Genomic DNA, 13,065 nt, shown 5'->3' with positions numbered 1-13,065 from the left:
GTCTGGAGTAATCACTGATCTTCCTAAACAGAATACAAAAAATATTAATTTTGTCAGTATAGATGACACTACGCTTCTCGATAATTTGGCAAAAACTGAAGATAATACTTATGAGAAAACCGTAAGCAATAAAGGCGGCGACTCTAATTCAGAAGATAAGGATTCTAAGAAGTCTGGCGAGAATGCAAGTAAGAAAGCTGATTCTAAGAAATCCGCTAGTGGCGAATCTTTAGACAGCAAGATTAAAGCTGAAAAAGCAAGCGGAAGGCAAGTAGTTTCCGGAACTGTGAAGGTTTTGTCGTACAACCAGGTTCTTGAAGCGCAAAATATTCAAGATCCTAATCCGGGATCTTCAGATCCTAATCAAACTTTCATGATTCTTATTCTGGATAATAAAACCAGCGTTACTTTGCCTCACAGCGGCGATATGGGCAATCCACCTCATCCTAGCGATGCGACCATGATGGCGTTTGATGATGGTAGTCAAGCTAAACAAATCATGGAAAAGTATGTGAATAAGAAAGTTTATGTAAGTTTTATTGTAAATGATGGATTCTTCCCTTCGGACACTGGATTGCCTTTAGGTGAGCCTCATTTGTGCAATCTAAAAGTTATTGAATAGCTATTGTTCAATTAGAAATAGTTGAAGTAGCTGTGGTAGTTGCACTGGTTGCAATAGTTGCTACAAATAAAATAAAGACCCCACATTTATTTGTGGGGTCTTTTGTTATTTTGCTTTTGTTATTTTGTGAAAAACTATTAGAACGTAATTAAAATCAACAAATTCTAGAAAATAAGTTTGCTAAAAATCTGATTTTAGAAAGTAGACGCGTAGACTTCGGCAATTGCAGCTTCGTCCATATGCATATAGGAGTTCTTCAAAAGTCGCTGCTGTTCTTTAACAACGCTTGAAGCCCAGCTTTGAATCATATCCTCGCTCATGCCATACTCGTGAAGCCTATGCTTAGGAAGAATCGTGTTAAGCACTTCGTCAAGCTTGTCTAGTACGTCTGCCTTCTTGCATTCTAGAATATTTGCCATGAAGTCGAAAAGCTTAGAAAGCTCAGTGTTTTCTGCGTTATTCTCGTTAGCGTCGTGCTTAGCATAGTATCGCAAAACGCTTGTAAGAAGCGCAGCATTCGTCTCGCCGTGAGCCACGTGGAAAGTGCCGCCGAGCGGATAAGCCATAGCGTGCACGCAACCGCAGCCAGCGTTACCAAACGCAATGCCAGCGTAAAGACTTGCTGAAACCAAATCGCTTACAACTTGGCTTTTTGCGCTGCTGCCTTCCTTCACAACGCGCATATAACTTTGCAAAATAAGTCCGCAAGCCTTGTAACTAAACATTTTTGTAAGCTCTGTTGCAATAGGAGAAAGTGCGGACTCAATCGAATGTGTAAGAGCGTCAATAGAGCTGGTTGCAAAAACGTAATCCGGTAGGCTCTTTAACAATTCCGGAATAAGAACCGCGTCCGTAGCGTAGCAAGCATCGTTTGCCAAACCTTTCTTGGTATTGCGCTTAGTAAGCGAGAACACGGCAACGTTCGTAACTTCAGAACCGGTTCCGCAAGTAGTTGGCACAAGAATAAGATCAGCGCCTTTTTGTGCAGGAATCTTGCCGTCGACCAAGTCTTCAAGCGGGCTAGTTTGTTTCAACGCACAAACCTTCGAAATATCCAAAACAGTGCCGCCACCAATGCCAATCACGCGCTTTGGAGTTGTGTGAATGTCGCTAACGATTGCATCAACCATTGCATCGCTCGGCTCACCCTTGCCGTATTTCTCTTGGAAAATAACGTCGCAATCAAGATTCAAATCACCAAAATAAGGCTCCCAAATGTATTGGTTTGTAATAACCAAATCACCCTTACCGAGCTTGAATTCTTGCGCAAAGTCGCGTGCTTGCTCGAACTTATGAATAGTTGGTTTAATAGAAAGCTGCTTCATCCTAGACTCCTTTGTTTTAATCTGCATGTCTTACGCTAATATGCGCGTCGTGTGCGCGCTTTTGTGCGCGGATGATTAAAAAACCAAGCAACTGCTCCATTATAGAACAGATTGCTTGGTTTAATAAATGCGATTTAAGCTAATAGCAGAAGCTAATCGCAGAGATTAATCATCAAAGATTACAGATATTAATCATCCCTTCAACAAAGCAGTGTAAGCAGCCATCGTAATGTAGTTGTATGGCTGGTTGAAGTGAGGCATGAAGAAGATGTCGCACAAAGCAAGTTCCTTAATCGTGACTTTCTTCTGAATAGCCAGCGAGAACAGGTGAATTGCGGCAGACATATCGTAGTTAGAAGCCAATTGGCAACCAACAATAACCTTCGTATCCTTCTTGTAAACGATGCGAATCTTCACCTCTGGATTCTCAACTTCCATAAACGCAGGCTTTTGAGTATCTTCGAAATCAACGTAATCAACATCCATGCCCTCTTTTTGAGCGGCAGTTAAGCTCAAGCCGGTGCAAACAAGCTTGTAGTCGTAGATCATCATTGCGCTAGAACCTTGCACGCCCTCGGTTTCTACAGGAGTTCCGCAAACGTTGTGACCTGCAATCAAGCCGCTTCGAACTGCGTTAGTAGCGAGCACAATGTAGTTTACGCGGTCTCGAGCGTTGTCGTAGATTGTAGCGCAGTCGCCAATTGCGTACACGTCTGGATCGGAAGTTTGCTGCTTCTTGTCAACGAGGAAAGCGCCGTTAACATACTGCTTTAAGTGATCTTTTCCGAGCGCAACGTTTGGGTGGAAGCCAATAGCGCAAATCACCATGTCTGCATCGTAAGTGCCTTTGCTTGTTTTAACAGCCTTGACTTCAGTGTCTCCAACAATTTCTTCAACAGTTTGACCAAGTTCAAACTTAATGCCTTTATCTTCCATAATTTGCTTCAAATTATCGGAAAACTCTGGGTCAAAGTAGCCGTTAAGAATATGGTCTTCCATGTCAATAAGAGTTACGTTCTTACCAAGGCGCTTAAAAGCTTCTGCGAGTTCCACGCCAATGTAGCCTCCGCCAAGAACCACGACGTTATTAAAATCGCGCTCTTGAAGCTTAGCGATAACAGTTTGAGCGTTCTGGAAAAGCTTTACCATTTGCACGTTTTCCAAGTCAATGCCCTTAATGCGAGGCTTGTTTGGAAGGCTGCCGGTAGCAAGAACCAGCTTGTCGTAAGAATCGTGAATAACAGTGCCGTCTTTAAGTTCGACTGTTACTTCTTTCTTTGCGTAATCAATGTCGAGAACTTTACTTTCAAGATTTACCTTAGCGCCTTTTTTAACGAAATCTTCTGGCTTCTGGTAGAACAGTCCGTCGCTGCTTTGAATTTGCTTGCCAATCCACAAAGCCATGCCGCAACCAAGGAAGGAAATATTACTATTCTGATCGTAAATGGTAAGATCGTTTCCTGGGTAGCTCAAAATGGTGTTAGCGCAGGCAGTGCCGGCGTGATTTGCGCCAATCTGAATGATCTTCGTCATCGGTAATCTCTTTTCGTCGTTGAATCTAGTTTTAATTTTGTTTATTTCTGTTGAATTCTGCTGAAATTAATTTAATTCAGTTAATTTAATTCCGCTAAATTCTGTTGAAATTATTGTATGTGCTTCAACTGCTTTGTTTAATTCACGCTGCGGCGCGAATGCACATCCAATGCATAATACTATTACACGAATGCGAGTCTTACCAATTTTGATTTTGTGCGTGTTGTGGGGGTGTTGTGGGGGAGTTGTGTGATTATTTCGCAATATGACTATCATTAATCTTTTTGCGAACATGAATTACATAGTAGAATCCTGAAGTTTGTATACAGTAGCATTCACATATGTACAGTTTTTTGTGATGCGTTTTAATGTTTTAATAAAGTGATATTCGTGTGAAGGGGTATTGTGATGCGTATTTTGATTACTGGTTTTACGCCGTTTAATAATGAGTCTATAAATCCGTCGTGGGAGATTGCACAATCAGTGCATGCGCCTGAGGGTGTGGAACTTGTTCGTTTGCAGATTCCTACGGAATTTAACAAGGGCGCGCGAAAAGTTATTGAGAAAATAGAGGAAGTTCAGCCGGATGCTGTGCTTTCATTAGGACAATTTGGTGGTTCTGCTTGTTTTAACGTTGAGTATGTTGGAATTAACTGTAGAGCTGCTCGCATACCAGATAATAGTGGGTATAAGCCTTGGTATGAGCCTGTTGAGCAGGATGGTGACGTGGCGTATAAAGCGACTTTGCCAGTTGTGAATATAGTTGAGGCTTTGAATAAGGCGAAATTGCCGGCGTCTGTGTCTTTTTCTGCGGGCGCGTACGTGTGCAATGACGTACTTTACAGTGTTTGTTATTATTGCCAGACTAGGAAATTGCCGATTAAGAGCGGTTTTATTCACGTTCCGTATTTGCCTGAGCAAGTTCTTGATAAGCCGAGTACGAGTTCTATGAGTTTAGCTGATATGCTTCGAGGTATTGAAGTTGCGCTGCAAGTAATTGCGGATGATTGCAAGTGATTGCAGATAAATCGCCAGCAAATCTTTAATYTGTAAGTAATTGCTAATAAATAATATGGAGTATTTATTTTCTACGCTCGCTCAAGCACGCGTTCAATAGCGTTATTTTGCGAAAGAAGATACACGCAATACTGGTTCATGCTTATGCCTTCGGCTTGAGATTGCTCAGCCAACTGCCTGTGTAATTCTTTAGGAAGACGTAACTTGAATTGTCCGGAATAGTCATTTAATTCAGTGCGAGACGGCTCTTTTATGTTGATTTTGCTTTCAAGTGCTGCTTCAATCCAAGCGTGCTTAGCGTCTTGCGCATTTGCTGCTGCTTCTTGTTCGGAGTCTCCTGAACTTATGCATCCGGGCAAATCAGGGTAGTAGGACACAAATCCACCTTCATCCGGATCTTTCACAATTTCCAGCTTATACGGTAGTGACATGTAGTAGCTGAGTGTTTTATTTGTTAGTGTTTTGGCGTTGTTTTTATGAGTGATATTTTTGCTAGCTTTATTTGTTTTAGTCATATTTGATTTCATATTATGCTGATTTTTAAAAGTTTTATAAAAGTATAAGTGGTGTTATATGTGGTGTCAATGTGTTAATGTATTACAATTTGTAGAATTGCATGAAATACCCCAAAACCACCACTTATGTTGAAGGTGTGGTATAAAAGTCTTATGTTTTCTAAACGCGCTATTACCATTTTTGCGACTACTGTCGTAACTGCTTTAGCGCTGGGTGCGTTGAGTGCTTGCGAGCCGCAGGGTAAAGCTGTGGGGAATACTGGTCGCGTTGGAGACATAATTCACGACGGTGTGGATATTGACGATATTCATCTACTTGTAATTGGTTCAAAATTAGCTGCGCTTGATGACGAAGTTATGAAGCATTGTAAAACGTCAAAATTGAGTGCCTCTTATGTGCCGCTATCCAATGTTGCTAATCCTAACGAAGCTGCTCAGCAAGCTATTCGCGCTGCAAGCGAGCAGCCTGTTTCATTAATACTTATAGACGCGCTCGACGTAACAGGCGTTGACGACCTGCATAATGCTAATAATCAACCTAATATAAAAGAGAATAACAAGCTTAATAACAGCACTCGCAATAAACAAAACGAAAGCAAAGCATGGATTTCTGCGCTGCAATACGCGCGTTATGCTGGAGTGCCAGTTGCGTTAATAAATCCTGTAAAAGCGCCAAAAGACGCAACTTTATACGCCGCTACTTTGTATTTTGATGGCGATGGAAGTGAAATCGGCAAAAATATTCATGAATCTTATTTATCAAAAAATAGCGAATCTTTAAACAATAAAAGCAAGAAATCAAAATTTGAGCGTTCGTCTTTGCTAAGCATTGTTCGAGCAATAATTGACAATACGCCACACAGCAGGGAAGTGATTATAAATGACAAATAACGAACAAAATGCAATAGCGTCTACAGAAAGCAGCAAAAATAACGCTATTGCGGTGCTTCCTAAAGTAGAAATTTCTGGTTTGAGTGACGAAGAGGTTGCGGAGGCAGTTTCTCGCGGAGATGTGAATATTACTTCTAAGCAGACTTCTCGTTCTTTAATGGATATTGTGCGCGCGAACGTGTTTACATTGTTTAACGCGATTATTTTCACAGCAATGGTTGTCGTGCTTGCCACGGGTTCGTGGAAGGATGCTGTTTTTGGTGTAGTAATTCTGGTAAACACTGGAATTGGCATTGTGACTGAGTTAAAAGCAAAGCACACTTTGGATAGGCTTTCTATATTGATTGCCGCTCGCGCAATGGTGCGTAGAGGCGGAGAAAATATTGAGATTGCGCACAAAGATATTGTGCTTGGGGATGTTTTGTGGCTCAGAGCCGGCGAGCAGGTTCCAGCAGACGTAGAAGTGCTGGAATCGTGGGGATTGGAAATGGACGAGTCCATGCTCACAGGCGAATCTGCTACAGTTCGAAAAGCCCAAGGTGACGACGTTTATTCCGGATCTACTGCAGTTTCTGGAATGGCTTTAACGCGTGTTACTGCCGTAGGTGAGCACAGTTATGCTGCAAAATTGGCTGCGCAAGCGAAGGTTTATACCAAAACAATTTCCGACTTAAGTCGTGGAATTAATACGATTTTGAAGTATATGACGATGGTTGTGGTGCCTTTGTGTGTGCTGCTTGTGTGGTCGCAAATGCACAAGGTTGGCGGATTTGTTGAAGCTTGGCAGACTGGTGCTTGGAGGGGAGCTGTTGTCTCTGCTGTTGCAGGCGTTGTTGGCATGATTCCAGAAGGATTGGTTCTTCTTACTTCGCTTAATTTTGCGGTGGCTGCTATGCGACTTGCGCGTAAGCAAACGTTAGTTCAGGAGTTGGAATCTGTAGAAACTTTAGCGCGCGTAGACTGCTTGAACCTAGACAAAACTGGCACTATAACCGATGGTGGTATTGCATTCGTTGGTGTAGAAAATCTAGATAATAGTAGTGTAGAAATATCTTTACAGACCAGCTTGCAAACTAATCAAGCTTTATTTGATTTATCCAATGAAGAAAATCCTAACGCAACAGGCGTTGCAATTATGCAAGGGCTTGATGCTCAAGGAGTTGCAGCTAGCGCGCATGTATCTAATCGTCTTCCATTCTCGTCTGCTAGAAAATGGAGCGCTGTGCAATATGTGCAAAGTAGTGGAGAGCGTGCAACTTGGTATATGGGTGCTCCGGAAGTGTTGCTAAGTGCGATTAATTATGCAAATTCTAATGAACTTTTAGCGAAAGTTAATTCTTATGCTGAGCAAGGCGAGCGCGTGCTGCTTCTTGCAAAAGTAAGTAGCGAAAGTAGTACTGTAAGTAGCGTCGATAGTAGCAGCTTAAGTAGCGTAACAGAAACAGATAAAACTTTTGGCGATTCTCCCACTATTTGCGCAAATGCTCAGCCTGTTGCTTTAGTTCGCTGCTCTGAGCGTATTCGTGAAGACGCTCGTAAAACTCTTTCGTGGTTCCGTGAGCAGGGTGTGCGCTGCCGAGTAATTTCAGGAGATAATCCTAGAACTGTTGCGGCTGTTGCTGCAAAAGTTGGCTTAACAGGAGATCGCAAGCCTGTTGCAATGGACGCTAGAAAACTGCCAGAAGATATTAACGAATTGGCTAAAGTGCTTGAAAATGTGGATGTGCTTGGACGTGTGCTTCCTCATCAAAAGAAAGCGATTGTTCAGGCGCTTCACACTCAAGGTCATGTGGTCGCTATGACTGGTGACGGCGTGAACGATACTTTGGCTCTTAAAGAAGCTGATTTGGGCGTTGCTATGGGCAATGCTGCTCCTGCTGCAAAAGCTGTAGCCCAAGTGGTTCTTGTCGATTCACGATTCTCGCATTTGCCTGATGTTGTTGCTCGCGGTAGGCAAGTGATGGCAAATATGGAACGTGTGGCTGGCTTGTTCCTTGTAAAAACTGTTTATTCTGCGCTTATTTCTGCAGGAGTTGTGCTTCTAGCGTTACACTTCCCGTATTTGCCTCGTCACATTACTTATATTGGTTCTTTAACTATTGGTATTCCAGCATTTTTGCTCGCTCTGGCGCCTAATACTCGTCGATATATTCCAGGATTCTTGAAGCGAGTTGTTCGTTTTGCTGTTCCTAGCGGATTTGCTATAGCTGCTTCTGTGCTCGCTACTGCTGTTATAGCTCCACGAGTTTTGGGATTAAATCTTGACGATGTTGTTGCAAATAATTTGATAGCATCTCGTTTTATTGTTTCAAACGTGCAAGCTTTGGCAACCACTCGCAGTATTTGTTCCGTAATCGTATTTGTTCTCGGCATACTCGTGCTTGCAAGCGTCGCCAAGCCTTTGTGCTCGTGGAGAGGAATTATGGTTGCGCTATTTGCTGCAGCTGGAGTTGCTGGAGCTTTTATACCGTTTACTGCAAAGTTCTTCGAAATTCACGTGCCGACTGCAGGAAGTGCGTTTACGGTAATGCTTATAGCTGTTATTTTAGCTGCAATCCTCTGGTTTGCGTGTGTGAGTTTAGCAAACTTGTTATCTAAACAAAGTAAGAAGTGAACAATCTAACATATTTCTCATGTAATTAGTGTGTCGACGTGAGCTTAATAATGCTTACAATAGATACGTGTTTAGTATTTTAGAGATGTTTTCAGTTGGAGTTGGTCCTAGTTCTTCACATACAGTAGGTCCTATGCGAGCTGCATGCTCGTTTGTTTCATCGCTTAAAAAAAGTGGTAGTCTTGCAAACGTTGCACATGTAAGTGTGACTCTTTACGGATCACTGTCTTTAACAGGTCTTGGTCATGGCACTGATCGCGCTTGCGTTGCAGGTCTTGAAGGAAATCTTCCAGATAATGTAGACACTGATCATATGCTTACTATTCGTCAGGAATGCAAAAAAACTGGCACTTTAACGCTCGCAGGTGAACATACTATTGCTTTTGATTACGATAAGGACGTAATTTTTGAAAAATGGATGCGAATGGTTGTTCATCCTAATGGAATGCGTTTTGTTGCAACTGATTCTGACGGAAATAAAATCGATGAGCAAGTTTGGTATTCAATTGGCGGCGGATTTATTCGTCAAGGGTGTGCAGATGATGCAATGGTTGGACTGCATGAGCGTGTTACTGAGCAGGATGAAAATAATGCCAATAAGAATGGTGTAAGCGAGAATAATAGCGAAAGTAATAACGAGAATAATAACGAAAGTAATAACGGAAATAGTAGCGATAATGCTGCAAACTCCTCAAATCAAACAAAAGATTCCACTGTACCTTATCCTTTTACTTCATGCGACGAGCTTATAAATATTTGCCGAGAAAAGCATATGTCAATAAGCGATGTTGTGTGGCAAAACGAGCTTGCATTGCATGAAGGTGATGCCGACTACGTGCGCAACTATTTGCTGCATGTTTGGAAAGTTATGAGTAAATGTGTAGAAAACGGATGCAACTCAAAGCAACCGATTTTGCCAGGAGGCCTTGATGTGCCTCGTAGAGCTCCTCACATGTATGAGCGCTTAGCTGCAAATTCAGACATGCTTCGCAACAATCGTCGTCGTTCGGATGCTGCTTTAGAAAGTTCAGACTCTGCGTGGGTTAATCTTTTTGCGCTCGCTGTTAGTGAAGAGAATGCTGGTGGTGGGCGTATTGTTACTGCTCCAACGAATGGTTCTGCAGGAATTATTCCTGCAGTATTGCAGTATTATTGGCGATTTGTTGATTCTGCTGATGAAGAGGGGGTTGTGCGATTCTTGCTTGCTGCAGGTGCTGTTGGTTACTTATTTAAGCGAAATGCTTCAATTTCTGGAGCTGAAGTTGGTTGTCAAGGAGAGGTTGGTTCTGCTTGCTCGATGGCTGCTGCAGGATTGTGCGAAGTGTTGGGAGGAACCCCGGAACAGGTTGAAAATGCTGCAGAAATCGGTATAGAACACCATTTGGGATTAACTTGCGATCCTGTAGGCGGTTTGGTACAAATTCCTTGTATTGAGCGCAATGCTATGGCTGCAAATACTGCAATTAATGCCGTTCGAATGGCAATGCTTGGAGATGGCTCGCACATGGTAAGCCTTGACAAAGCGATTAAGACTATGAAAGAAACTGGTCATGACATGATGTCTAAATATCGCGAAACCTCAAAAGGTGGGCTAGCTGTAAACGTTGTTGAGTGCTAATTTGCTAATATTTTTGCATTAATTCGCTGATGATGTGAGATTAATTTTTGCTAAGTTATACACAATGCGTATATTTCATGTACATACGTAACGTTTCAGTGCTAATCTAGGACAGGTTAATCTAGGAAGTGTTAGTCTAAACTGCATTTATTCGAATGTGCATTTACTTAAATGTACTATTTAAAATGCGCTGCTTTAGTAATGCAGGATGGTTAAAAGCTGTCTGTGTAGATGTTATACTGTTCAGATTATACTGTTTGGAGTTTGTAAAGGAGGAAATATGGCACAAGATATGCCAGAAGTGATTGCAGAATTTGGCACTACGCCAACGGTGACGTTCCCTGAATCTGAACCGCCAGCAGGTCTTAAAGTTGTTGAATTAGTTGAAGGTAATGGTCCTGTAGTTCGTGCCGGTGACACTGTAACTGTGAATTATCATGGTGTGGTTTGGGGCAGCGACAAGCCATTTGATTCAAGCTTTGCTCGTCATACTCCAGCTAGTTTTGGTATTGGTGTCGGTCAAGTGATTCAGGGCTGGGATCGCACTGTTCCAGGTCATAATGTTGGATCTCGTTTGTTGATTTCTATCCCTCCAGAGTATGGTTATGGCTCTCGTGGCATACCGCAAGCCGGTATTGGTGGCGGAGACACTTTGGTATTTGTTGTTGATATTATTTCAACTCGTTGATAGAAGAGCGTGAATTTTATTTTCGCGCGAATAGTTTTTATTTTTAGAGATTGTTGGATAAGGAGGTAGCAATGGCTGAAGAAAAAACTATTTTACTTACGCAGGAAGCGTATGACAAACTAAAAGAAGAGTTAGCGCATCGTGAAGGTGAGTATCGAGAAGAAATCACTGAGCGTATTGCTGCAGCTCGTGCTGAAGGTGATTTGTCTGAAAATGGTGGTTATCAGGCTGCTCGCGAGGAGCAAGGAAAGAATGAAGGTCGCATTAATGAGCTTATTGTGAAGCTTCGTAATGCGAAGATTCTTGAAGCTCCGAAGGATGGCACTGTTGGCAATGGTTCTTTGGTTACTCTTGAGCTAGCAGGTCGAGAAATGACTTATGTTCTTGGTTCTCGCGATATTGCTGTAGCTACAGATTATGACGTTATTAGCCCGGAATCTCCAATTGGAGCGGCTATTATGGGTGCTCATACTGGTGATACTGTTAGCTATGCGGCTCCAAATGGACGTGAAATTTCAGTGACAATTAAGGATTCACATCCACTTGCGTAAGTAAGTATTAATCTCCCCACCTAGTTCGTTTGTGAATAGGTGGGGAGATTTTTTTAGGGTTTGGGTTTTAAGTTTTAGGGTTTTAAGTTTCAAGTTTTGCGTTTTGCATTTTATAACTTGTTTTTTATGGTTTGCAATTTATGTTCTCTGCTGCTTTAGCTCTATGAGCTAATGACAACTTACAACTTATTGTGTTAAATTCTATTGTTTGTTCAGTAGTTATATTTGTTAGATTTTTCGCAATACTGTAACAACTTTTCCCATAATAGTTGCGTGTGATCCGTCAATAGGAGAGTACGCCGGATTATGTGGAATAAGCCATACGTGACCATGGTCATTTCTGAAAGTTTTAACAGTTGCTTCGTTATCTAGCAGTGCTGCAACAATGTCTCCATTTACAGCCTCATGCTGCTCTCTAACTACTACATAATCGCCATCGCAAATAGCGGCGTCAATCATCGAATCGCCGTGTACTTCAAGCATAAAAAGATTTCCTGTACCTGTAAGACGTTCTGGCAATCGCATTACATCTTCAATATGCTGTTCTGCTGTTATTGGAGCTCCTGCTGCGATTCTTCCCACTAGAGGAACATCTCTAGAATTTATAACAGAATCAGATTCGTATGCGCTAATATTGGCAACTCTTGAAGAATTTTTATTAATTTTGTTATTTGAATTGTTTTCAACAATTGAATTATCAAGAATTTCAATAGCGCGACCTTTATTTGCATTAATTCGCAAAATCCCTTTATCTTCAAGTGTTCGCAATTGATGTTTCACAGAAGATGGGCTTCTAAGTCCAACTGCTTCTCCGATTTCGCGGAAAGAAGGAGGGAATCCATGAATTTTTATATTGTTTTGGATGGCATTGATAATATTGCGTTGGCGGTCAGTAAGTGACATTGCGTTAATATCGCTAGCATTAATGCCGTTGTTATCATTATTTGTGCCATCGTTATTCATGGTGCTCCTTTCGCTTTTACTATTTTAACGCACTTTCTTAGAAAAATCAAACATCTGTTCGACACGCCGTTGCAACTATCGAACAAATGTGTCATTATTAATACACCTGTTCGATAGAACAAATGTTCAGTCGATTAAGGAAGGAGAAAGGACAGTTATGAGTACATCATTAATTAGAAGTGGCAGGGAAGCTAGAGTAGGTATACAAGAAAATACTTATTTGATTCGTAAACGCTGCGTTTCTAATAAGCATGCGCGCAAAACTAGAGTTTTTCGTGTAGCTGTACTTTTGATGACAGCAATAACATTCTGTACATTGTTTATGCCAAAGACTGCTGTTTCTGCGATACCTGAAAGAGTTGTTACATATACAGTTCGTCCTGGAGATACGTTATGGAATTATGCTGCTACTATTACTCCTAAAAACGGTGATATATCAGATAATGTAGAGCGTTTAATGGCTTTAAATCATCTTTCTTCTGAAGATTTGGTAATCGGACAGTCTATTAATGTTCCATTAAATGATGCTCAATAGTTGATTGAGTGCAAATAGTATGAAATTGGGGGGAATATGAGAAGGGAAAATATTACTATATTTGAAATTGAAACTGATGAGATAAGTTTTACTGAAAATGATGATGTAATATTCAGTGTGTTTTATGGAGTATTTCGGATTATGGACAATAAAATCGTATAATATTCGGAAATATTTGAATAAAGTGAATAAT

The 13,065-nt window shown here is 41.4% G+C and carries 11 protein-coding genes and 1 pseudogene; 8 read left to right on the top strand and 4 right to left on the bottom strand.

The window, feature by feature from the left end; translation table 11 throughout:
- Positions 1–622: pseudogene (locus tag A5294_RS06760) on the top strand (hypothetical protein); the annotation flags it as partial.
- A 194-nt stretch (positions 623–816) separates the two neighbouring features.
- Here the strand turns inward: A5294_RS06760 and A5294_RS01290 are convergent.
- Complete coding sequence (locus tag A5294_RS01290; RefSeq protein ID WP_004107157.1) at positions 817–1,947, bottom strand: 4-hydroxybutyrate dehydrogenase; 1,131 nt, start codon at positions 1,945–1,947, stop codon at positions 817–819.
- A gap of 192 nt (positions 1,948–2,139) precedes the next feature.
- Entirely contained in the window at positions 2,140–3,480 is a 1,341-nt protein-coding gene (nox, locus tag A5294_RS01285) for a H2O-forming NADH oxidase (RefSeq protein ID WP_064340261.1), read from the bottom strand.
- Positions 3,481–3,888: 408 nt separating this feature from the next.
- On the opposite strand from nox, the gene A5294_RS01280 reads away from it, so the two are divergent.
- Positions 3,889–4,497: a pyroglutamyl-peptidase I gene (locus A5294_RS01280; protein ID WP_064340260.1), complete on the top strand. Its 609-nt coding sequence runs from the start codon at positions 3,889–3,891 to the stop codon at positions 4,495–4,497.
- A 71-nt stretch (positions 4,498–4,568) separates the two neighbouring features.
- Here the strand turns inward: A5294_RS01280 and A5294_RS01275 are convergent, their stop codons facing one another.
- Positions 4,569–5,012, bottom strand: a complete 444-nt coding sequence (locus tag A5294_RS01275) for a toxin-antitoxin system HicB family antitoxin (protein WP_004119931.1) — start codon at positions 5,010–5,012, stop codon at positions 4,569–4,571.
- 153 nt (positions 5,013–5,165) lie between these two features.
- Between A5294_RS01275 and A5294_RS01270 the strand changes: the two genes are divergently transcribed.
- From A5294_RS01270 to A5294_RS01250, 5 genes are all read left to right on the top strand, one after another.
- A complete protein-coding gene (locus A5294_RS01270) occupies positions 5,166–5,903 on the top strand; it encodes a hypothetical protein (RefSeq protein WP_064340259.1) in 738 nt (245 codons plus the stop codon).
- On the top strand, positions 5,893–8,517 hold the full coding sequence (locus tag A5294_RS01265) for an HAD-IC family P-type ATPase (RefSeq protein WP_064340258.1): 2,625 nt from the start codon (positions 5,893–5,895) through the stop codon (positions 8,515–8,517). The genes A5294_RS01270 and A5294_RS01265 overlap by 11 nt, the downstream gene beginning before the upstream one ends.
- Before the next feature lie 85 nt (positions 8,518–8,602).
- A complete protein-coding gene (locus A5294_RS01260; protein WP_064340257.1) occupies positions 8,603–10,135 on the top strand; it encodes an L-serine ammonia-lyase in 1,533 nt (510 codons plus the stop codon).
- Between the two features lie 280 nt (positions 10,136–10,415).
- The gene (locus A5294_RS01255) at positions 10,416–10,823 is read left to right on the top strand and encodes an FKBP-type peptidyl-prolyl cis-trans isomerase (protein ID WP_004107148.1); all 408 of its coding nucleotides are present in this window, start codon (positions 10,416–10,418) and stop codon (positions 10,821–10,823) included.
- A 71-nt stretch (positions 10,824–10,894) separates the two neighbouring features.
- On the top strand, positions 10,895–11,374 hold the full coding sequence (locus A5294_RS01250; RefSeq protein WP_004107146.1) for a transcription elongation factor GreA: 480 nt from the start codon (positions 10,895–10,897) through the stop codon (positions 11,372–11,374).
- A gap of 228 nt (positions 11,375–11,602) precedes the next feature.
- Here A5294_RS01250 and lexA read toward each other — a convergent pair whose 3' ends face one another.
- On the bottom strand, positions 11,603–12,277 hold the full coding sequence (gene lexA / locus A5294_RS01245; RefSeq protein ID WP_100066613.1) for a transcriptional repressor LexA: 675 nt from the start codon (positions 12,275–12,277) through the stop codon (positions 11,603–11,605).
- Between the two features lie 217 nt (positions 12,278–12,494).
- Here lexA and A5294_RS01240 point away from each other — a divergent pair, with 217 nt between their 5' ends.
- The gene (locus A5294_RS01240; protein WP_064340256.1) at positions 12,495–12,872 is read left to right on the top strand and encodes a LysM peptidoglycan-binding domain-containing protein; all 378 of its coding nucleotides are present in this window, start codon (positions 12,495–12,497) and stop codon (positions 12,870–12,872) included.
- Positions 12,873–13,065 lie beyond the last annotated feature (193 nt).

The sequence above is a fragment of the Gardnerella sp. 30-4 genome, from assembly GCF_001641215.1.
GTDB lineage: Bacteria > Actinomycetota > Actinomycetes > Actinomycetales > Bifidobacteriaceae > Bifidobacterium > Bifidobacterium leopoldii.
This window is presented reverse-complemented; position numbering and strand designations above follow the sequence as displayed.

Excerpts from the sequence above, each read along its gene's own strand:
- nox (WP_064340261.1), bottom strand. The coding sequence starts at position 3,480 with ATGACGAAGATCATTCAGATTGGCGCAAATCACGCCGGCACTGCCTGC.
- A5294_RS01280 (WP_064340260.1), top strand. The coding sequence starts at position 3,889 with ATGCGTATTTTGATTACTGGTTTTACGCCGTTTAATAATGAGTCTATA.
- A5294_RS01265 (WP_064340258.1), top strand. The coding sequence starts at position 5,893 with ATGACAAATAACGAACAAAATGCAATAGCGTCTACAGAAAGCAGCAAA.
- A5294_RS01255 (WP_004107148.1), top strand. The coding sequence starts at position 10,416 with ATGGCACAAGATATGCCAGAAGTGATTGCAGAATTTGGCACTACGCCA.
- A5294_RS01260 (WP_064340257.1), top strand. The coding sequence starts at position 8,603 with ATGTTTTCAGTTGGAGTTGGTCCTAGTTCTTCACATACAGTAGGTCCT.
- A5294_RS01250 (WP_004107146.1), top strand. The coding sequence starts at position 10,895 with ATGGCTGAAGAAAAAACTATTTTACTTACGCAGGAAGCGTATGACAAA.
- lexA (WP_100066613.1), bottom strand. The coding sequence starts at position 12,277 with ATGTCACTTACTGACCGCCAACGCAATATTATCAATGCCATCCAAAAC.
- A5294_RS01290 (WP_004107157.1), bottom strand. The coding sequence starts at position 1,947 with ATGAAGCAGCTTTCTATTAAACCAACTATTCATAAGTTCGAGCAAGCA.
- A5294_RS01275 (WP_004119931.1), bottom strand. The coding sequence starts at position 5,012 with ATGACTAAAACAAATAAAGCTAGCAAAAATATCACTCATAAAAACAAC.
- A5294_RS01240 (WP_064340256.1), top strand. The coding sequence starts at position 12,495 with ATGAGTACATCATTAATTAGAAGTGGCAGGGAAGCTAGAGTAGGTATA.
- A5294_RS01270 (WP_064340259.1), top strand. The coding sequence starts at position 5,166 with ATGTTTTCTAAACGCGCTATTACCATTTTTGCGACTACTGTCGTAACT.